General features: G+C 60.8%; 21 protein-coding genes. 17 read left to right on the forward strand and 4 right to left on the reverse strand.

Annotated elements, in window-relative coordinates; genetic code table 11:
* Positions 1-22: 22 nt before the first annotated feature.
* From P3T25_RS12215 to P3T25_RS12240, 6 genes are all read left to right on the forward strand, one after another.
* Positions 23-376 (forward strand): UxaA family hydrolase, encoded by a 354-nt coding sequence (locus tag P3T25_RS12215; RefSeq protein WP_174825265.1) that lies wholly within the window; start codon positions 23-25, stop codon positions 374-376.
* A gap of 42 nt (positions 377-418) precedes the next feature.
* A complete protein-coding gene (locus tag P3T25_RS12220) occupies positions 419-1,735 on the forward strand; it encodes a UxaA family hydrolase (protein ID WP_154557990.1) in 1,317 nt (438 codons plus the stop codon).
* 240 nt (positions 1,736-1,975) lie between these two features.
* Positions 1,976-3,016, forward strand: a complete 1,041-nt coding sequence (locus P3T25_RS12225) for an aldo/keto reductase (protein WP_093634398.1) — start codon at positions 1,976-1,978, stop codon at positions 3,014-3,016.
* Between the two features lie 7 nt (positions 3,017-3,023).
* Entirely contained in the window at positions 3,024-3,854 is an 831-nt protein-coding gene (locus tag P3T25_RS12230) for an amidohydrolase family protein (protein WP_168435531.1), read from the forward strand.
* 55 nt (positions 3,855-3,909) lie between these two features.
* Positions 3,910-4,653, forward strand: a complete 744-nt coding sequence (locus tag P3T25_RS12235) for an SDR family oxidoreductase (RefSeq protein WP_154557988.1) — start codon at positions 3,910-3,912, stop codon at positions 4,651-4,653.
* Between the two features lie 62 nt (positions 4,654-4,715).
* Positions 4,716-5,564 carry an ureidoglycolate lyase gene (locus P3T25_RS12240; RefSeq protein ID WP_154557987.1) on the forward strand — a complete coding sequence of 283 codons (849 nt, stop codon included), beginning with the start codon at positions 4,716-4,718 and terminating at the stop codon, positions 5,562-5,564.
* Between the two features lie 147 nt (positions 5,565-5,711).
* Here the strand turns inward: P3T25_RS12240 and P3T25_RS12245 are convergent, their stop codons facing one another.
* Positions 5,712-6,146 carry a PaaI family thioesterase gene (locus P3T25_RS12245; protein WP_154557986.1) on the reverse strand — a complete coding sequence of 145 codons (435 nt, stop codon included), beginning with the start codon at positions 6,144-6,146 and terminating at the stop codon, positions 5,712-5,714.
* A 267-nt stretch (positions 6,147-6,413) separates the two neighbouring features.
* Here P3T25_RS12245 and P3T25_RS12250 point away from each other — a divergent pair, with 267 nt between their 5' ends.
* On the forward strand, positions 6,414-8,036 hold the full coding sequence (locus P3T25_RS12250; RefSeq protein WP_154557985.1) for a methyl-accepting chemotaxis protein: 1,623 nt from the start codon (positions 6,414-6,416) through the stop codon (positions 8,034-8,036).
* A gap of 112 nt (positions 8,037-8,148) precedes the next feature.
* On the opposite strand, the gene P3T25_RS12255 is transcribed toward P3T25_RS12250, so the two are convergent.
* Positions 8,149-8,352, reverse strand: coding sequence for a cold-shock protein (locus P3T25_RS12255; protein ID WP_007178724.1), 204 nt, complete (start codon positions 8,350-8,352; stop codon positions 8,149-8,151).
* A gap of 218 nt (positions 8,353-8,570) precedes the next feature.
* On the opposite strand from P3T25_RS12255, the gene P3T25_RS12260 reads away from it, so the two are divergent.
* Complete coding sequence (locus P3T25_RS12260) at positions 8,571-8,846, forward strand: hypothetical protein (protein WP_054034765.1); 276 nt, start codon at positions 8,571-8,573, stop codon at positions 8,844-8,846.
* 54 nt (positions 8,847-8,900) lie between these two features.
* On the opposite strand, the gene P3T25_RS12265 is transcribed toward P3T25_RS12260, so the two are convergent.
* Positions 8,901-10,010, reverse strand: coding sequence for an AGE family epimerase/isomerase (locus tag P3T25_RS12265; protein WP_154557984.1), 1,110 nt, complete (start codon positions 10,008-10,010; stop codon positions 8,901-8,903).
* Positions 10,011-10,448: 438 nt separating this feature from the next.
* On the opposite strand from P3T25_RS12265, the gene P3T25_RS12270 reads away from it, so the two are divergent.
* The 7 genes from P3T25_RS12270 to P3T25_RS12300 all read left to right on the forward strand — a co-directional run bounded on the left by P3T25_RS12270 (position 10,449) and on the right by P3T25_RS12300 (position 16,175).
* On the forward strand, positions 10,449-11,867 hold the full coding sequence (locus P3T25_RS12270; RefSeq protein WP_154557983.1) for a hypothetical protein: 1,419 nt from the start codon (positions 10,449-10,451) through the stop codon (positions 11,865-11,867).
* A gap of 273 nt (positions 11,868-12,140) precedes the next feature.
* A complete protein-coding gene (locus P3T25_RS12275; protein WP_154557982.1) occupies positions 12,141-12,449 on the forward strand; it encodes a hypothetical protein in 309 nt (102 codons plus the stop codon).
* A 192-nt stretch (positions 12,450-12,641) separates the two neighbouring features.
* Positions 12,642-12,800: a hypothetical protein gene (locus P3T25_RS12280; RefSeq protein ID WP_166618131.1), complete on the forward strand. Its 159-nt coding sequence runs from the start codon at positions 12,642-12,644 to the stop codon at positions 12,798-12,800.
* A 435-nt stretch (positions 12,801-13,235) separates the two neighbouring features.
* Positions 13,236-13,541: a hypothetical protein gene (locus P3T25_RS12285; RefSeq protein ID WP_154557981.1), complete on the forward strand. Its 306-nt coding sequence runs from the start codon at positions 13,236-13,238 to the stop codon at positions 13,539-13,541.
* Between the two features lie 109 nt (positions 13,542-13,650).
* Positions 13,651-14,604: a 3-hydroxyacyl-CoA dehydrogenase family protein gene (locus tag P3T25_RS12290; RefSeq protein ID WP_154557980.1), complete on the forward strand. Its 954-nt coding sequence runs from the start codon at positions 13,651-13,653 to the stop codon at positions 14,602-14,604.
* A gap of 508 nt (positions 14,605-15,112) precedes the next feature.
* Complete coding sequence (locus P3T25_RS12295) at positions 15,113-15,526, forward strand: Imm70 family immunity protein (protein WP_154557979.1); 414 nt, start codon at positions 15,113-15,115, stop codon at positions 15,524-15,526.
* Between the two features lie 394 nt (positions 15,527-15,920).
* Complete coding sequence (locus P3T25_RS12300) at positions 15,921-16,175, forward strand: DUF7660 family protein (protein ID WP_154557978.1); 255 nt, start codon at positions 15,921-15,923, stop codon at positions 16,173-16,175.
* A gap of 370 nt (positions 16,176-16,545) precedes the next feature.
* Here the strand turns inward: P3T25_RS12300 and P3T25_RS12305 are convergent, their stop codons facing one another.
* The gene (locus P3T25_RS12305; protein ID WP_154558028.1) at positions 16,546-16,941 is read right to left on the reverse strand and encodes a helix-turn-helix domain-containing protein; all 396 of its coding nucleotides are present in this window, start codon (positions 16,939-16,941) and stop codon (positions 16,546-16,548) included.
* Positions 16,942-17,176: 235 nt separating this feature from the next.
* On the opposite strand from P3T25_RS12305, the gene P3T25_RS12310 reads away from it, so the two are divergent.
* Both P3T25_RS12310 and P3T25_RS12315 read left to right on the forward strand, forming a co-directional pair.
* The gene (locus P3T25_RS12310) at positions 17,177-17,788 is read left to right on the forward strand and encodes a flavin reductase family protein (RefSeq protein ID WP_154557977.1); all 612 of its coding nucleotides are present in this window, start codon (positions 17,177-17,179) and stop codon (positions 17,786-17,788) included.
* Between the two features lie 179 nt (positions 17,789-17,967).
* A complete protein-coding gene (locus P3T25_RS12315; protein ID WP_093634459.1) occupies positions 17,968-18,402 on the forward strand; it encodes a cupin domain-containing protein in 435 nt (144 codons plus the stop codon).
* Position 18,403 lies beyond the last annotated feature (1 nt).

Genomic DNA, 18,403 nt, shown 5'->3' on the forward strand with positions numbered 1-18,403 from the left:
ACACGCATCACGGAGAACGCACTTGACCAGCAGCTCAACGCAAACCCCGCAAACGCCCCAAACGTTGCAAATCGATCCACGCCTGATCCTGCTCAGCCCCGCGGATAACTGCCTGATCGCGGCGGCGCGTCTCGATGCGGGCACGCAAGTCGAGATCGAAGGCGAGCGCGTGACGCTCACCAAAACCATCGATCTCGGTCACAAGGTCGCGCGCCATGAACTTGCGAGAGACGACAAGGTGCTGCGTTACGGCGCGGTGATCGGTCACGTGACCGAGGCGGTGGCGCGCGGCGCGCATCTGCATACGCACAACCTCGAAAGCGATTACCTGCCCACGTATACGCACGACGCGGGCCACGAGTTCGTCCATCACTGAATTGAGCACATTGACGTGGCCTTGCGCCGCGCTGGAATGATCATGACTGACACTTCCGTAGCATCCGCCGCCGCGCAGCATCAGCCCTTGTTGCAGGGCTATCCGCGCAAGGATGGCCGCAAGGGCATCCGCAATGTGGTTGCGGTGGCGTATCTGGTCGAGTGCGCGCATCACGTCGCGCGCGAGATCGTCACGCAGTTTCGCGAACCGCTCGACGCGTTCGACGATCCTTCAGCCGAACGCGAGCCGCCGGTGCATCTGATCGGCTTTCCCGGTTGCTATCCGAATGGCTACGCCGAAAAGATGCTCGAGCGCCTCACCACGCATCCCAACGTAGGCGCGGTGCTGTTCGTGTCGCTCGGGTGCGAGAGCATGAACAAGCATTACCTTGTGGACGTGGTGCGCGCGAGCGGCCGTCCTGTCGAAGTCCTGACGATCCAGGAAAAAGGCGGCACACGCAGCACGATTCAATACGGCGTCGACTGGATTCGCGACGCCCGCAAGCAACTTGCCGCGCAGCAGAAAGTGCCGATGGCGCTGAGCGAACTGGTGATCGGCACGATTTGCGGCGGCTCGGACGGAACCAGCGGCATCACCGCAAACCCGGCTGTGGGCCGTGCGTTCGATCATCTGATCGACGCGGGCGCGACCTGCATCTTCGAAGAAACCGGCGAGTTGGTGGGTTGCGAGTTTCATATGAAAACGCGTGCCGCGAGGCCAGAACTCGGCGATGAAATTGTCGCGTGCGTGGCGAAGGCGGCGCGCTACTACTCGATCCTCGGGCATGGCAGTTTTGCCGTCGGCAATGCGGACGGCGGCCTCACCACGCAGGAAGAGAAATCGTTGGGCGCGTATGCGAAAAGCGGCGCGTCGCCGATTGTCGGCATTATCAAACCCGGCGACGTTCCGCCGACCGGCGGCCTTTATCTTCTCGACGTCGTACCTGACGGCGAACCGCGCTTCGGCTTTCCGAACATCAGCGACAACGCGGAAATCGGCGAGCTGATCGCATGCGGCGCGCATGTGATTCTGTTCACGACCGGACGTGGATCGGTGGTCGGCTCGGCGATTTCACCGGTCATCAAGGTGTGCGCGAATCCCGCGACCTACCGCAATCTCGCCGGCGATATGGACGTCGATGCAGGGCGCATTCTCGAAGGCCGCGGCACGCTCGACGAAGTCGGCCGCGAGGTGTTCGAGCAAACGGTGGCGGTGTCGCTCGGGGCGGCGTCGAAATCGGAAATGCTCGGTCATCAGGAATTCATCCTGACGTACAAGACTTTCGAACCAATGGGCCCGGCCTGTTTGCCGTCGAACGCTGCACCGCCGCATCGGGTTGTTGCGATCGAGCCGCACTGAGCGGGCCTAGCGACCTCAGCGATCAGTACGGCCGCGAGCGCGAGCCGTATTCGATTCAGCGGCCATCAGCGCGCCAAGTCAGTCGCTACTAGCGCGGCAGCGGGCAAACATCGCCGGCACGTGCTAAAACATAAACGGGATCAGAGTAAGCGCTGATGCGCTAACTCCGATCGACAGCTTTGCATGGGACCAGAGTAAGCGCTAAAGCGCCAACTCTGGTCGACATAGGAGACGTGGTCCATGACGGCAAAGATCGGTTCGAAGATCGAACAGCGGCGCAACATTGGCCGTCGTGCATTGCAGGTATCCGGATTGGGGCTCGGTACGGCGCCGTTGGGTGGTCTGTACCGCGATCTGTCCGAAGAAGAAGCGCATGCGACTATCGCCGCTGCGTGGGACGTCGGCGTGCGCTTTTTCGACACCGCGCCGCACTACGGTCACACGAAAGCCGAGCACCGTCTAGGCGACGCGTTGCGCGGCTACCCGCGTAGTGAATACGTGCTGTCCACCAAAGTCGGGCGCCGCTTCGTACCGCGCACCACGCCCTACGACGGCAGCGAAGGCTGGCAAGACCCGCTGCCGTTCCAGGCGATCTTCGACTACACGCACGACGGCATTCTGCGTTCGTTCGAAGACAGCCAGCAGCGTCTCGGCATGGTCGATATCGACATTCTGCTGGTGCACGATATCGGCGTTGTCACGCATGGCGACAAGAACCCCCATTACTGGCGGCAACTCACCGAAGGCGGCGGCTTTCGTGCGCTCGATGATCTGCGCTCCTCGGGCGCGGTCAAAGCGGTCGGGCTCGGCGTCAACGAAGGCGCGGCAATACTCGATGTGATGGCCGAATTCGATATCGATTGCGCGTTGCTCGCGGGCCGTTATACGCTCCTCGAACAGACCACGCTCAACGATCTGCTCCCAGCATGTGAACAACGCGGCGTCAGCATTCTGTTAGGCGGCGCGTTCAACTCAGGCATTCTGGCGCGCGGCGTCGCGGGCGATCTGAAATTCAATTACGGCGACGCGCCGAGCGAAATCATCGAACGCGTCGCGCGGCTGGAAGCGGTGTGCCGGGTGCATGGCGTGCCGCTTGCCGCCGCAGCTTTGCAGTTTCCGTATGCGCATCCGGCGGTCGCAACCGTGTTGACCGGCGCGCGCAGTGCCAATGAATTGCGCGAGAACGCCGCGTCGTTCGAGCAGCCGATCCCCGCGGATCTGTGGTCCGCGTTGCGTGACAAGGGCTTGCTCGACAGCCGCGCGCCCGCGCCGGAGGATTGATTTGACGATACGTATCGACGCCCACCAGCACTACTGGGACCCCGCTCGTGGCGACTACGAGTGGCTCACGCCGGAACTGAAAATCCTGTACCGGCTGTTCGGTCCCGACGATCTCAAGCCACTGCGAGAAGCAGCGGGCGTCGAACGGACGGTGGTGGTCCAGGCAGCGCCGACCATCGATGAAACGCGCTACTTGCTGGACATCGCGCGGCATGAGCCATCGATTGCCGGTGTGGTCGGCTGGGTGCCGTTGCTGTTACCCACGGCGCCGGCCGTGATTGGAGCGCTGGCGCATGAGTCGAAGTTCAAAGGCGTGCGGCCGATGCTGCAGGATCTGCCCGACGATACGTGGATTGCGAATCCCGATCTCGCGCCCGCAATCGAAGCACTGATCGAGCACGACCTCGCGTTCGACGCGTTGATTTACGCGCGGCATGTCGAGCCTTTCGAAACGTTCGCGGCGCGTTTCCCCGCGCTGCGCATCGTCGTCGATCACGGCGCGAAGCCACCGATCCGTTACGGTCGCGCGGGTTGGCAATCATGGGCCGACGCAATCACGCGGCTCGCAAAGTTGCCGCAAGTGCATTGCAAGCTGTCGGGACTCGTCACCGAAGCGTCGCCTGGCTGGAGCGAAGAAACGCTTCATCCGTATGTCGAGCATCTGCTGAAGTCATTCGGCCCCTCGCGTTTGATGTGGGGCAGCGACTGGCCCGTGCTCGATCTGAACGGCGACTATCAGGTCTGGCACTCGGTGGCGAACACCTTGCTCGCGTCCTTGAGCGACGCCGAGCGTGACGCGGTTTTCGGCGGCAACGCCGCTGCGTTTTATCGACTTTGATGTGACGAAGACGAATTACGAAGACAAGAGCAAGCCCATTCAACTGGAGTCGTAGATGACACAAAGACTGGCCGGCAAGACGGCCCTGATCACCGCTGCAGGACAAGGTATCGGTCTCGCCACCGCGGAAATGTTCGCGCGCGAAGGCGCGCGCGTGATCGCCACCGATATCCGCATCGACGGACTCGCCGGCAAGCCGGTCGAAGCGCGCAAGCTCGACGTGCGCGACAACGCGGCGATCAAGGCGCTGGCCACCGAACTCGGCGCGATCGACGTGCTGTTCAACTGCGCGGGCTTCGTGCATGCCGGCTCGATTCTCGAATGCAGCGAAGAAGATTGGGACTTCGCCTTCGACCTGAACGCGAAGGCGATGTACCGCATGATCCGCGCGTTTTTGCCGGCGATGGTGGAGAAGGGCGGCGGCTCGATCATCAATATGTCGTCAGCGGCCTCGAGCGTGAAGGGCGTGCCGAACCGCTTTGCCTACAGCGCGTCGAAAGCCGCGGTGATCGGGTTGACCAAGTCCGTCGCTGCAGACTTCATCACACGTGGTGTACGCTGTAACGCGATCTGCCCGGGCACGGTGCATTCACCGTCGCTCGAACAGCGGATCGTTGAGCAGGCCAAGGCGCAGGGCGCGACGCTCGACGCCGTGCAGGCGGCCTTTGTCGCGCGTCAGCCGATGGGCCGCATCGGCAAGCCGGAAGAGATCGCCGCATTGGCGCTGTATCTCGCGTCGGACGAATCGTCGTTTACCACCGGCCACGCGCATGTGATCGACGGCGGCTGGTCGAACTGACGCGGTCTGATCAACGCTGAAACACGAACCGAATACCACTGAACGGAAAGGGAAGTGCAACGATGAAACTGCTTCGTTATGGGCCGAAAGGCCAGGAAAAGCCGGGCCTGCTCGACGCGCAAGGCAAGATTCGCGATTTGTCGAAGGTGGTTGGCGATATCGACGGCGCCGCGCTGACTGACGAAGGCCTCGCCAAGCTGCGCGCACTCGATCCGGCTTCGCTGCCGTTGGTCGAAGGCAATCCGCGCATGGGACCGTGCGTCGGCAAGATCGGCAAGTTCATCTGCATCGGGCTGAACTACGCGGACCACGCTGCAGAATCGAATCTGCCGGTGCCGGCGGAACCGGTGATTTTCAACAAGTGGACGAGCGCGATCAGTGGCCCGAACGACGACGTCGAAATTCCGCGCGGCTCGAAGAAGACCGACTGGGAAGTTGAACTCGGCGTGGTGATCGGCAAGCCCGCGAAATATATCGACGAAGCGAACGCACTCGACTATGTCGCCGGCTACTGCGTGATCAACGACGTGTCGGAACGCGAATGGCAGATCGAACGCGGCGGCACGTGGGACAAGGGCAAGGGCTTCGATACGTTCGGTCCGATCGGCCCCTGGGTCGTGACGCGCGATGAAGTCGCCGATCCGCAGAACCTGAGCCTGTGGCTTGAAGTGGACGGCCACCGCTATCAGAACGGCAGCACGAAGACGATGGTGTTCGGCGTCGCGAAGCTGGTGTCGTATGTGTCGCAGTGCATGAGCCTGCAACCGGGCGACGTGATTTCGACCGGCACGCCGCCGGGCGTCGGCATGGGCGTGAAGCCGAATCCGGTGTATCTGAAGCCAGGCCAGACGATACGTCTCGGTATTGAAGGTCTCGGCGAACAGACGCAGAAGACTTACGCGGCGGAATAAGCGGTGCGATAGACGGTGCAGTAAGCCGCACAATTGGCACCGTTCAGAATGAAAAACCGCGCCTGCTTCCCAGCAGGCGCGGTTTTTTTATGTACCCCGGTGTGAGCCTTATGACTCGCCCGTCCCATCTCTAGTGCACGGTTCCGATCAACCCGCCGGTTCGTGCTCGCCGTTCTCGCTGATGCGATTGATCGTGCCTTGCGCAACGGCGACGAGTTTCTCGCGCTGCCCGTCCATCACATACACATTGCACTGGCAGGTCGCCTGATAGCGCCCCGCGTAGACGACCTTCGCCCGCGCGATCAGCGTGCCGTTCATCACCGGCCGCAGATAGTTGATCTTGTACTCGCCGGTCACGACCTTCGGCCCCAGCGACAGCGCGCCGGCGAACGTCAGCGCATTGTCGGCGAGATAACTGATGACACCGCCATGCACAAAGCCATGTTGTTGCCGCAACTCGTCGCGGATCGGCAGACACAGCGTCAGTTCGTTGGTGCCGGTGTGCATCAGTTCGGTGCCCAGCAGCATGCTGAACGGCTGGGCATGCAGTGCGCCGCGCGCCCGGTCGAGGATGTCGGTCATTGTGATTCCTTCGGGCGTAGCCCGCAGTGGCATCTGCACCGGCGTCCATTGTGCAGTCCCTACCCACTCTAGGAAGCGCCGACGCATCGCGTCAAGGTGAATCCAAAATATCTGCGCAGCATTGTTGCGAAAAATGACGGGAATTGCGAAGTTGGCCGATGAAAAGGGGACGTAAGACGATTTTTGACGACATTGATCTCAAGCAAAGTTTGGCCTTGCCGTTAACCCTGACGTAGGTCCCGTCATTCTTTGCTTTAGGTGTTCACGATGTTCAGCAAGATCAAGGTCGCATCCGGCCTGTTGTGTGTTCTGGCCGCGTTCTGCGTTTTCCAGCTTGTCACGGTGGGTTTGGGATTCTGGTCGCTCACGCGCACGCATGACGACGTGGGTGATCTGTCGAATATCGCCTTGAAGCAGGTGGACGCGGTCAATGAAACGACCCAGCATCTGATGGACGCGCGCATCAACCTGTCGCGCGCCGGTACGCGCATGGTGCGCGGCGGCGCCGAGCCGGCCGACATCGTGCAGCACGCCCGCGAACAACTGACAGCAGCCGACCAGTCGTTCGGCGCGTTTATGAGCGCGCAGAAGACCAGCGACGAAAACAGCACTCGCGCTGCGGCGCTCGCCGAGCGCTACAAAAAGCTCCACGACGCGCTCGCGGAACTGGTGCAGTTTCTCGACGCGAATAATATCCAGGCCTTTCTCGACCAGCCGACCCAAGGCTTCCAGGACGCGTACCTCGCCGAGTCGCACAACTTCGTGCAATTCGGCGCCGCCGCGAGCCGTGCGTCGCTCGATTCGATCGACACCCGCATGGCCACGTTCCGCGCCGTCAGCATCGCGATCCTGCTGGCATTGGTGGCGGGCACATTCGGCGTGTACGCAGCGCTCCGTAAGGGCGTGGTGGCGCCGCTGGAAGAAGCCGGCCGTCACTTCGACCGCATCGCGCAAGGGCGTCTCGACCAGCCGATCGCTTCGCGCGGTACCAATGAGATCGGCCGTTTGTTCTCGGGCCTCGCGAAAATGCAGGCGAGCGTGGCGCGCACCGTGCAAACCGTGCGCGAATCCGCTGACTCGATTCATCTCGGCGCCGACGAAATCGCCACCGGCAACGCCGATCTGTCGGCACGTACGGAAAACCAGGCGGCATCGCTCGAAGAAACCGCGTCGAGCATGGAGGAATTGACCGCCACGGTGCGCCAGAACGCCGATCACGCCCGTGAAGCCAATGCCCTCGCCGAAACCGCGCTCGAGGCGACCTCGCGCGGCAGCGAAGTGGTCAACGAGGTGGTCGACAAGATGCGCGGCATCGCGCAAAGCTCGGACAAGATCGCCGAGATCATTTCGGTAATCGACGGCATCGCGTTCCAGACCAATATCCTCGCGCTGAACGCGGCCGTCGAAGCGGCGCGCGCGGGCGAACAGGGCCGTGGCTTCGCCGTAGTGGCGGGCGAGGTGCGCGGGCTCGCCCAGCGCAGCGCGCAATCGGCGAAGGAAATCAAGACGCTGATCAGCGAATCCGTCGCCGAAATTCAGGGCGGTTCGGCGCTGGTCGAGCATGCCGGTGAGGCGATGAGCAACGTTTCCGCGTCGATTTCGCGCGTCACGCAGATGATGGCGGAAATCAGCGCGTCGTCGCTCGAGCAGAGCACGGGCATCGAGCAGGTCAACCAGGCGGTGGTGCAGATGGACGAGATGACGCAGCAGAACGCGGCGCTCGTCGAGGAAGCCGCCGCAGCGGCTGCTTCGCTGCATCAGCAGACGCAGCAATTGAAGGACGCCGTTTCCGTGTTCGAAATTTCTGAGACTGTGTTGCGAATGCAACAAATGGACGATCTGCGCGGGCAAACGGCGGCGTTTGCGCTGTCAGGAATGCGGGCGATCTAGACCGCGAACGTGCCCAAAAAGAGGGCATCTGCAATAGAAAATGGCCCGCCAAAGCGGGCCATTTTGCATTAGACGCAAGCGCCTAAGGGTGCCTCAACGTACCTGAAGGTACTTAGGCCGGCTGGATGTTCGCAGCTTGCTTGCCCTTCGGGCCTTGCTTGACTTCGAACGTCACTTTCTGGTTTTCCTGCAGGGACTTGAAGCCGCTGCCTTGAACTTCCGAAAAGTGTGCAAACAGGTCTTCGCCGCCGTCGTCCGGGGTGATGAAGCCAAAGCCCTTTGCATCGTTAAACCACTTCACAGTACCTGTTGCCATTTTTAATCCAGTAAATGTTGTGTGTTGCATTCGCGACCGCTATTTCTCAACACGAGATCGAGCGCGAAGTACGAGTTGTATCACGTCTTTATGATGGACGCCAATCAACAAGTATTCGGGTATTCCCCTGATTGGACCCTTTTGAGGTCCGGAAACCATTTTCCAAGGGGGCCCAGCCGGTAGGGTAAACTGCTTGTATTACTCTTCCAGGAAAAACATTGACACATTATTTGCAAGATGAACTTACCTCATTCTGGAGTCGTTTGACCCCCTATCTCGCGATATTGGAGTCGAAATCACCTCAAGAAGGCGCCCCGGATCCGGTCGGCCGTATCACGGTCGATACCGAAGAGCACCAGGCTTTCGCCCTTCACACCACCGATAAAAAGCCGCACGGCGACACATCGGATACCCCCACCGGACATAGCGCAACCTACACGCGATTCAAAACTGCCGACGCCGATTGGGGACCCTGGCAACGCGAAGAATACTGATTGACCGGTCAGTCGGCTTTTGACGCCGATGCACGGGAAGACGGCGGCCGGCACTTAGCCGGGCAAGGCGTCATAGGCGGTCGCGAGGTGATAGGGGGTGGTCGACGGCATGTCGGCGCGCACCACATCACCGGCGGCCGTTTTGCATTCGAACCAGCCTTGCGGACGCAGGAAGCGTTGCCGGAAGAGTTCGATTTGCCGCGGCAGCGCGGCGTGCGCAGCGGGGTCGTCATGGCTCGCCAGGGCGCGCAGGTACTCGGTCTGCGCCCAGATCCGCTGGGTGGCGTCCTTGATGCGTCCGGTTTCGTCGAGCGAGGCGTACACGCCGCCCGTTTGCGGGTCCACGCCATATTGCTGCGCGAAGCTGAACGCGCGCGTCAGCGATTCGTCGAGACCTGAGGCTTCGAACAACGCACCCGCCTGCTTGACCAGCCAGAACCATTCGAACTGGTGCCCCGGTTCCAGACGGTTGTCGTCCGCGCCAATCGGCAATTCGGCGACGCAGCCGGTCGGCGCATGCACGAAGTGATGCGCGATGGCGCCGGCGAGGCGGCGCAACGCGGCGTCGAAGGCGTTGTCGCGCGTGACTTCGCGGGCGGCCAACCAGGCTTCGGTGAGGTGCATTAAGGGATTCTGGATCGGCGTGCCGGTCACGCTGGCGAAGTCCGCGGTGAGTGCGGCGTTGAACAGATCATCGCCGGCCGCGAAGTGCGACTGAATTAGTGACGACGTGCGATGCACGACTTCCAGCGCGTCGCGGTTGCCGGAACGGCCGGCATATTCCGCGCAGGCGAACACGACGAACGCATGCGTGTACAAGTCTTTGGTCGTGTCGAGCGGCGCGCCCTGCGCATCCGCGCTATAGAACCATCCGCCGTTGCGCGTGTCCTGAAAGGCGTGCATCAGCGAGTCGAACAGCACCTTGGCATGCGCTGCATCGCCTGCTTGCGAGAACACGAACAATTGTCGCGCGCACGCCATCGCCCGATAACGCTCCGCGGGCAACGGTTCGGGACCCTCGGCGCTGACCGCTTCGTAGGGTAGCTTCAGCACGGGGTTGAAACCGGGTCCGCGCCACAGCGGCAGCACGACGTGAGTGAAGTGATCACGCAGTGTGGTGGCAAGCGGGATGGTCGAAGCGGTGAAAGGGGTCATGCTCTGCATAGTTCGGTTGGTCAAACTCGGTCATTCGAAGCGCGTGCGGGTTTTGGCTCTCGCCACGGCGCGCGCCGCCGGCGATCGTGGATGCTGATTGGCCCGCAATAGGGCAGTTCGCCAGCGGCACGACGATCGTCCCAGCAACCCGCGCGGCGACGTGCGGCCAAGCATAAAGCAAACGGCTGCCGCTGGCACTCCGTCACAGTGATCACGTTGCACCGCGTGTCGAATACCGAATATGAAGTGATCCGCTCACGCTTGCGTCAGTTGCGCGGCGTCAAGCAGTTCCGGCAGGACGAGGCGTCGTCTTAAAAACGGAAAAACCTCGGCGAATGGCTTCGGCTGGGGCGGGCGGCCATGCGACAATGCGGTCTCGAAAAATTCCAATGGCATTGACGAGCGGTGCTCGGCGCCCGCTTTCCGGCGACGACCGCTTTTTTCTCTATGGCAGATTCCGCAGCATCCACGCAGTCCCGGCCTCAGCGCGCCGCTTCGAAGAAGCGGCGGCAGGCCACCGTCTCGACCGAAACTGAAAACAAGCTGGCGCGCGCCGCGCGCTCGGCACAACGTCTCGCGCAACTGAGCGATGCCTCGCGCGACGACAGCACGCTCGACCTGTTCCCCGACGATCCCACTCGCGCCACGCTGGAAGCGATGAATATCGACGTCCGGCAAGGCACGTTGCACGGCTTTGAATTACCCGATGTCGTGCTGGCCGCGGTTGGCGCGATCGATGCCGACGGCATGTCGCTGGAGGCAAGGGCGGCGCGGCGTGCGCCTCGCGCTGCGAAATCGGATGAACCGGTGCAGGTGAATGCGCAATTGAGTGGGCTGGAGACGGAGGCCGTGGAGGCCACGGCATCGCCTGTCGGCGAGCTGGCTTTCGGGGATGTGAAGGCGGTCGCAGAAGCGTCGGCCGAAGATAAAACGGCGGCGTCGGCACGTGACGCGGTTGTGCCGCTCACGTCTGCGATGGCGGCGGCGACTGTGGCGCGCAGTGTGACCGCGCTGCGCCAGGCTGCTGAGCCGGGCGCAGCGACGACAGATGCAGCGGTTGCAACGACCTCGGGCGGTGCCAGGCCGCCTATTCCGCCGCAGCGTTTCGCGGCGACTTTTGCCAAGGCGACGACGGCTTTGAGAGAAGCGGTCGGCGCAGAAGGCGCGCATGCGGGAGCGGAGCGTGCTTTGTCTTCCTCCGAGTCTGGGGCTGGGACTGATTCCGGCGCGGTGGTTGCTGAGCCGAGGCCGGCTGCGAAGTCGTCGGGCAATGTGTCTGCGTTTGCGCCCGCATCGGCATCTGCGCTGGCGTCGGTGTCGGCATCAGCGCCCGCATCAGCCTCGGCATCTGCCGCACACACAAACGCGTCTTTCTCTGCGCCTTCTTTCCGTGAAGCCCAGCGCGCCGAAGCAGCCGCGGCAGCGCTGCGGGCCGCGCCTGAACTCGACCGCGCGCGTGCTACGGCCTTCGCCGATACCGTCGATGCCCTGTACGGCGTGATCGCCGATCAACGCCTCGCCGCGACCGACCATTCACGCCGAATGAAGTGGATGTTGTCGATCGTGGTGGGCGCGTTGCTGATGACAGTCGCGATCGGTATCACGCAGACGGTGCTCCTGATGCGCCTGACGCGTGAAACCACCGCCCAGCAACACCGCATCGAACAGATGATGCAGAACCAGCAGGCCGCCATGGCCAGCTTGCTCGACACGCACATCGCGATGGCCAACGCGGCGGCGGCCAATGCGGCTTCTGACGCAGCCGCAACCGCAGCGCCTCAGCCAGCCGTGGCCACGCCAGCGCATGGCAAACGCGGCACGCGCGCGCAGCACGCGCACAAGCCGAAAGCTGCCAATTCGCACTGATCTTCAACTACTGCCGCGCCGGCGTTAGCCGGCCGCGGCAGCTCGTTTTGCCCGCGCAAACAGCTGGGCGCCTATTCCCGCTCCCGGCCCCGCAGCATCGCGGCTTCCAGTCCTGAACCCCCAGCCCCGCTCTCGCTCCCTGCCTCCTAGGATAGGCGCCGTAAGGCAACACCCGCCGCCAACGCCTTGCAAGCCAAACGTCGCGTTTTACACTCTCGTTGCTGTTGCGAAGCCGGACCGGATACGCCAGCGCATCTTCTGACGGGAGCCACCATGCCGACCAGCACGCACAAATATTCGATCGAGGAACTGCTAGGCGCGCTTCTGCGCGATCAGGGCATCCACGAAGGGCACTGGGCGTTGAACGTCGAGTTTTCGGCGACGGGCGCTTCCGTCAAGCCGCAAGAGAACCCCGCGCGGACCTTGCCGGGGCTGATTGTCTCCGTCAACAGCGCGACGCTGATGCGTGCGGAGAGCACTGCGGAGGGTGCAGTCGATGCAGCCGTAGTGAACCCTCGCAAAAACACGACGAGCGCGAAACCCACGCGCAGCAGAAAGCCGCAATCGACCACCCTTCAGTAAGCGGACGCTTTTGACCCTGAAATACGAAAAACGGGGACGTTGTCATGGTGCAACGCACCATGGACTAAAACCCTGTGACAACACACCACACCCGAGAAATTGCTGCATTGCACTAGCTTTTGCTTAGGGAAAACCCTATAATTCTTGTTAAGGGAAAACCCTAGCAAATGCAGTAACCAACCGGGAGTCGCCATGAGCTTCATTTTTGCATTGTTCCAAAAGGTCAGCGACCTCTTTGCGTCGCCCCATCTGCCGCTGGATTCGGACTACTCGTACGCAGCACGTAGCCGCGAAGCAGAGCGCATGCGCAAAGCGCAATCTACGTTGTTCGGCATCAAGCTGAGCGACTAAAAAGCAAAGTCGTATGGCCTGAGCGCGGACCATCGCGCATGGGCGCGCACGTCGAGTGCGCCTCGCATCATTGAAGCCACCGCCCGCGAAACGCGTGCCGTGGCTTTTGTTTTTGGTGCGCTCGCAGCCCGATTTCCAGTTTTTCCGAATATTTCCCGGCCGAAATGGATGTAACGGCGCCTCACACGGCGCCATCGTGTCATTCAGTTGATCCACCGCGCATGTGCTATAGACGGGCGGCGAAGGTCGAAAAGACTCCCATTCATCAGTCTTTTCCAATGAAATGTGCGCTTACAAGTGCTCACGTCTTCACGCGGTTTGCACCGCTAAAGTTGGTCTCAAGCGTACGGCGTCTGGTCCGAACCCAAAACCGCGGTTCGATGTCGACCGAACACGGGCGCTGGCTTGATACAAAACTTTGCATGGGAGGTCACGATGAAAACCTTTAACAAGACGTCGCGTTCGATCGTTGCAACCTTGCTGGCGGGCGGCGCGTTGCTCGCAGCCGGCAGTGCTTTCGCCCAGGAACGGGTGGTTGTCGAGAATGGTCCGGGACCGGCGGTTTACGGTCAGCCGCACATGAGGCCGGTGGGCGTGTCGATCAACATCGGCTGGCACGGCGATCGTTACTACGACGGCCACCGCTACTGGGCTCATGACGACTGGATGGGTCACCATCCGCACGACTACGATCCGCATCATCACGGCGACGATCATCGCCCGCCGCCCCCGCGCTACTAATGCGCGCATGACGGCGCCGTGCGACGCGGCGTGAAGTTCGCAAAGCCGGTCTTTCCTCACGGAAGACCGGCTTTGCCACGTTCGGTCTTGGAAAACGGCGCGCTACGCTATGCTCGAAGGCTTTCATCGACGGCAGCAGGAGAGCGGCGTGGACGAGGCAGTCATAGGCGTAGTGGGCACTGGATTGATGGGCGTCGGCATTGCGACGCAAAGCGCGTTGCATGGGCATCGGACGATCGTTCACGACGTCGACCCGGCGCGCCTCGCGAGCGTCGCGCCCAAGGCGGAAGCGGTACTCGACGAACTGATCGACGCCGGGCGCATCGACCACGCCGCCAAACAGGCGGCGCTCGGGCGCATCGAGACACATGCGCAACTCGACGTGATGGCGGCGGCGCAATTCGTGATCGAGGCGATTCCCGAGGTGCTGGAACTGAAGCATCGCCTGTATGCGTCGCTGGCTGAACTGATGGCAGACGATGCGATTCTCGCGAGCAACACCAGCGGTTTCCCACCCGATCAACTGGTTGCTCCGTTGCGCGCGAAGGAGCGTTTTCTGATCGCGCATTTCTGGAATCCGCCGCACATGATCCCGCTCGTCGAAGTCGTGCCGGGTACCGCGACCGCGCCGGAAGTCACCGAACGTACCGCAGCGTTGATGAGCGCGATCGGCATGGAGCCGGTGGTGCTCGCGAAGGCGATTCCGGGTTTTGTCGGCAACCGGCTGCAGTTCGCGGTGCTGCGCGAGGCGTTGAACATCGTGCGTTCAGGAGCGGCCACGCCTGATGTGGTCGATCGGGTCATGAAGGCGTCGCTCGGGCGCCGATGGGGGATCGTCGGGCCGCTCGAGGGCGCGGACATGGGCGGCCTCGATACCTTCCTCGATATCTCCCAGCATCTGATGCCGGAACTCGCCAAAGACGAAGACGTGCTCGATCTGCTGCGTGCGCAGGTGAACGCGGGGCGTGTTGGCGTACGTAGCGGTGCTGGTTTCTATGAGTGGGACGACGCCCATTTGGCGCGCGTCAAAGCAGGCCGTAAGCAGGTGATTAGTCGCGGTTAATGGCGTTGCACGCTGTGACGGCGACGGCGCAGAACGATGTGACCGTGGTATCGACGGGTAAGATCTCCAGTGGTACGACAGTCGGCATTAATGCGCAACACGATATCAACGTCGCAGGCGCGGTCGTGACGCTCGCGCCTTGCAGCGGGCCGGTCAATGCGAGGTCGTGCGAAGCATTCAGCGTCAACTCGACGTTTGCACAATGGCTATCAAATTGGGGTGTAAGCGTTCAACCAGTGCCGAAGTAAGGGGATATCGTGGAATTTAAGAATACGAAACATCAAGTTGCACGGAGCGCGATGCCGGATGCGGAGTCTTTTAACAGGATGTATCTGGTGAAAAATGTTTCGAAACTACGGGCGACCTATCAGATTCGACTTCTTGCATTCCGGGCAGTCGAGGAAAGGAAGAGACTGATTATTAAGGTGCCGAATTCGTTTGAGTTTGATCGATCTCTGGTTGATTTGATAAAGCGGTGCCGGAACTCGGTCACACGGGAGAACTATTGATGGGTCTCTATCTCTGTATCTTTGACGGCCAAGAAGAGGTGGAAGGTGTCGAGATCGGCACTTATGCCGACTTCAATGGTTTGCGCGAGTACTTGGTAACGGAGCTGGAGGGTGGGCGTGCTGGATGTCGATTCCCGACCTTCATTCTGCATTCCGATTCTGATGGAGAATGGGGGGATTTGGCATGCATTGATCTCCGTAACGAATTGAATGAGATAATTTCAGAAATGAAAACTCGAGCGCCAACACCTTTCATTTCGGAGTGGCAAAACAAGGTCGCGAGATCGGTGGGATTGGTTCCGAAAAATGCGCTTGAATCTTTTATTGATGTTGACGGAGAGTTGTTGCTTGAGCGGATTGATGATCTGGCCGCGATTGCAATAGCACGTCGCCTCTCGATATTGTTCCAGTAATCAGCGTTCGCGAGTTGGACAGGCTTGCCATGCCACAAACAATGGCGTGCCGAGCAATCTGAGCAGATTGGCGAATCCGGGTTTGGTTCGTTTCACGCGATACAGCATCAGCTCAACGTTTAAGGATGGAACATCGCGGCAAGATACGATCGGGGCTCTGAAATCCGGCGTGATTTCGCCAGCCGATTTGCCACCGATACGCGTGTACGAGCAAGACGGACTTGTGTACACGTTCGACAACCGCCGACTATTTGCTACGTATCAGTTAGGAACCCAAGTTAACATTACCCCGGCTACAGCTCAGGAAGTGTCGAGTCGGGGGTGGAAGTTCACAACCCCCAATCAAGGTTGCATCATTTGTGTCAAAGGCACGTCCAAACCGTAGGAGGAACGCATGCAATTGTCGGAGCGGGTGAGGGGCATTGCATCCAAAGAGGAATTGGCAGATTTCGTTGCCGCTCTGTTACAAGATCTAGAGCAAAATCGAGCTGAATGGGAAAACCCAACGCTTGAGCGGTTTCTTGTCGCAATGGAAAGTTGGATCAGATCCATTGACAACTTTTACAGAAACACTGGACAAGACATTCCGGTCACGCCGAGTTGGCGCACGTCGGCCGATATCCTTTACGCGGCGAAGATGTACGAATAGAGGGGATCTAGTTTGATCGCCAGATTAGGGATTTAGCCCCCGCAGCAAGCAGTAGCACAAACCCAGCCCGAGCACCGGGTTTGTGCTTTATGGCGTCTGAGCATGTCGTGGCGCTGCCATCCGGTTTGTGCAATTCGCGGTTGTCGTGTGTGCGGCACCGGTCGACTATGACGGTGTGCTTACGCATCGCTGACGGACGCCGCAACCAACTACGTGCAGATTGCAGGCGGTGGCGTTACCCGGGTGATTGAGCCTCGATCTTGCCGCGGGAAAGCGCTTGAGAAAGAGCCTTCTATGGCAAGCCCAGTCCCGTGCGTCACAACGGCTCCGCAGATGTCAAGTCGCTGCGTCTGACAAGGGCGTGCCACGATTACCAGTTTTCTCGTTTCTTTTTGGTCGCGATTGCCCTAAGAGGTTGTTTCGAACTAGACGCGTTCTGAGTTCGGCTCGGGCGCTTGGCGACCGGCGACGGTTTCGTTTTCTCGGCGGCGGGGACTTGCCCTTGGCTTTTCGGCGGGTCGGCCTGCTTCGGTTCACTACCTGGCGCGGACGATCTCTGTCTCATACGTAGCTCCACGTTCAGCAAGCGCAAGACCTTAAAAAGCCGCTCGACGCTTGCCGATGCCGGCTTGGCTTCCAGTTGTGCGTAACTCTGCTGGGTGATACCTAGCAGTTCCGCCACCGCAGTTTGTGTGAGCCCCGCGGATTTTCGGAAGCCCAGGAGAATGGGGCGAAGCTGACTTAGCGTCTTGATAGCGTAATCCATCGGTTCCTTCTTCAGGCTCATACAGTCTCTGAACTGTAGCGCACAAATACAGGCAATAAGCTGTATTTAGCATTTACAGTCTAAAGCCTGTTAAGAGGGAGCGCGAAGCCAACCGATCAACCTGAATCCACGGAAAGGCCAACAGCAGCAGCTCCCTTCACTCCCACTCCCAGCAGCCCTAATGACTCTGCGGTATAAATACCTCCCGCCTCACCCGCAAACCCCAACACAAACCATGTCCCACTACTTCTACAACCCCGCCACCGGTCACGGCCTCCCGCACGACCCGTTCAAGGCCATCGTCGCTCCGCGCCTGATCGGCTGGATTTCCTCACGCGCCACCGACGGCACGCTGAACCTCGCGCCCTACAGTTTCTTCGGCGCGTTCGCCAGCTTCCCGCCGATCATCGGCTTCTGCAGCGAAGGCCGTAAAGACAGCATCGCCAACATCGAGGCCACCGGCGAATTCGTCTGGAATCTGTCAAGCAAGCCGCTCGCCGAGCAGATGAACCGTTCCTCCGCACCCGTCCCGTCCCACGTCGACGAATTCGAACTCGCGGGCCTTACACCCGCGCCTGGCCGCAACGTGGCCGTGCCGCACGTCGCCGAATCGCCGGCCGCGCTCGAATGCAAGCTGCTGCAAGTGGTCCGTCTGCATACCCTCGACGGCAAGCCGATGGACAACTACCTGTCGCTCGGGCAAGTGGTCGGCGTCCACATCAACGAGGCCTATCTGAAAGACGGTCTGTTCGACACACACGCCGCGCAGCCGATCATGCGCGCGGGCTACCGCGCGGACTACGCGGGAATCGGTGAGATGTTCCAGATGTTTCGCCCGAGCGCATAATGGTCCGCAACAGCCGAAGCGTTTGAAGCAAGACGCACTGCGTAATGCGTGGTGCGTCCTCAGCCTGGTCGCCTTCGAGCAACGCATAGCCACCCCCGCAAACTGGCCCGCTTGATGCTTGCAACCGACGCTCCAACGCGTCGTTTTCAACTGCCGGCTCACTCAAGAGGAGCGCGATCATGTCCACCGAATTCGCTACGCAGTTCAGCCATGTCCGTCCGCAAGACACGTCCTACGTGGATCAGGGCCTACGCGACTTTTTTCTCTACCGCGATTTAGGCATCGCGCAGGCAACCGGCGGCAAGGTGCTCGCGCAACTCGTCAAGGCGAATCACGCACCAGAGCAAGGCACCGGTTGGCACCGTCATGAGGCCGATTTCCACATTGTGATCATGTTGAAGGGCTGGGCGCGCTTCATGTACGGCGACAAGGAGACGCTCGTCGCCGCCGGCGATTGCGTGCATCAGGCGCCGGGCATCGTCCACTATCTGTTCGATTACTCCGAAGATATGGAGTACATCGAGATCGTGTCGCCGGCCGATTTCAAGTCGATTGAAGTCGAAGGTCCGTGCGAAGTCCCGGCGGTGCAGCCGTGGAAGAGCGCCGTGGCTTGAC

The organism is Paraburkholderia sp. GAS32 (assembly GCF_050434225.1).
In the GTDB taxonomy this organism is placed as follows: domain Bacteria; phylum Pseudomonadota; class Gammaproteobacteria; order Burkholderiales; family Burkholderiaceae; genus Paraburkholderia; species Paraburkholderia madseniana.